Origin of the sequence: Bradyrhizobium sp. SHOUNA76 (assembly GCF_023006445.1) — a bacterium.
In the GTDB taxonomy this organism is placed as follows: domain Bacteria; phylum Pseudomonadota; class Alphaproteobacteria; order Rhizobiales; family Xanthobacteraceae; genus Bradyrhizobium.
The window spans coordinates 1-1,462 of record NZ_JALBHA010000866.1; the positions used below are offsets into that span (position 1 = coordinate 1).

Below are 1,462 nucleotides of genomic sequence, written 5' to 3' on the forward strand. Positions count from 1 at the left end.
GCAGCGCGTGCGCGATCTGCTCGCGCGGGCCGACAGCGCGGTGTCGATCTTCGGCGATCGCGCCGCCGTGCTGCAGGCAGCGGCGCGGTTTGTCGCCGAACGGAAGAGCTGACGACCGATGGCAACCGAGGGCAAAGAAGATCCCGCCCTCGCCCGCTTCCGCAAGATGTCGCGGCCGATGCGGCTGATCTATGCGCGGCCGCGGACATTCATCTCGCTTGGTATCGGCATCCTCGTCGGCCTGCTCATGCCGGGCTCACCCCGGCTGACGACGCGGCTCGTGCTCGGCTGGGATGCGCTGATCGCAGTCTATCTCGTGCTGGTCTATGCGATGATGCTTTGCAACGACCACCAGCACATCCGCCGCAGCGCCGCGATGCAGGACGACGGCCGCTTCGTGATCCTGCTGGTCACGGCGATCGGCGCGTTCGCGAGCATCGCGGCGATCGTCGCCGAGCTCGGTACCCATCGCGGCGCCACGGAACTCACGATCGCGATCACCACGATCGTGCTGTCATGGGCCGCCGTGCATACCACCTTCGCGCTGCACTACGCTCATGACTATTACAGGAACGCCAAGCCCGGCGGCCTGCAATTCCCGAGCAGCGACAAGGAAGACCACGCCGACTACTGGGACTTCGTCTATTTCTCGTTCGTGATCGGCATGACAGCGCAGGTCTCCGACGTCGGCATCACCGACAAGACGATCCGCCGCACCGCGACGGCGCACGGCATCGTCTCATTCATCTACAATACGGCGTTGCTGGCGCTGACGGTGAACATCGCGGCAAGCGCGATCTCAAACTGACATCGTCCCGGCGTTCGCCGGGACGACTTCAATTGTCAGTGACAAACCTCGGCGTTGGCGTCGTTGCCGGGGCCACCACCGCCGCGATATTCGAGATGGCAGCCGCGGTTGACAGGACGGCAGCCGGTGTTGTTGCAGAACATCTGCCCGCCGCCCGAACGACGGCTGGCGCCAGCGGCGGCGGCAATGCCAGCCGCACCACCATAACCACCCGCAGCTCCGGCAGCGGCATCACCGGCCTGACGACGCTGCCGGGCGGGACGCTCATCACTGTCGTCGCGCTTCGCCGTTGCGGGCTTGGCCGGCTTGGCGGCGCGCTGTTTCTCGCACTCATTATCGTCGTTGACCGCGTAGCCCTCACGGCAGACGATCTTCGTGCACTTGTCGCCATCGGCCTTGAAACCGTGCTCGCAGACCAGCGGGCAGACCCGCGACGGCTTGGCTTTGACCGCATCCAGCGCATCGGTGCTTGCCATCTTCACGTCGAGCTTGGTGCCGGCATAGCGGTTGAACTGCGACAGCGAGCGCTGCGAGGACGTATTCCAGTTGCCGTCGGCGGCGCCTGAGAAGCAGCCGACGCGGCCAAGCTCGGTCTGCACCGAGCGGCTGAGATCGGCCGGCGCGGTCGCCGGCGTCAGCGACGCAACGTTGGTG

General features: G+C 65.9%; 1 protein-coding gene and 2 pseudogenes. 2 read left to right on the forward strand and 1 reads right to left on the reverse strand.

What is annotated here, in order from left to right; all coding sequences use genetic code 11:
• Both MOV74_RS38045 and MOV74_RS38050 read left to right on the forward strand, forming a co-directional pair.
• A pseudogene (locus MOV74_RS38045) lies at positions 1-112 on the forward strand (polyprenyl synthetase family protein); the annotation flags it as partial.
• 6 nt (positions 113-118) lie between these two features.
• Positions 119-808: a DUF1345 domain-containing protein gene (locus tag MOV74_RS38050; protein ID WP_246932635.1), complete on the forward strand. Its 690-nt coding sequence runs from the start codon at positions 119-121 to the stop codon at positions 806-808.
• Positions 809-843: 35 nt separating this feature from the next.
• Here the strand turns inward: MOV74_RS38050 and MOV74_RS38055 are convergent.
• A pseudogene (locus MOV74_RS38055) lies at positions 844-1,462 on the reverse strand (caspase family protein); the annotation flags it as partial.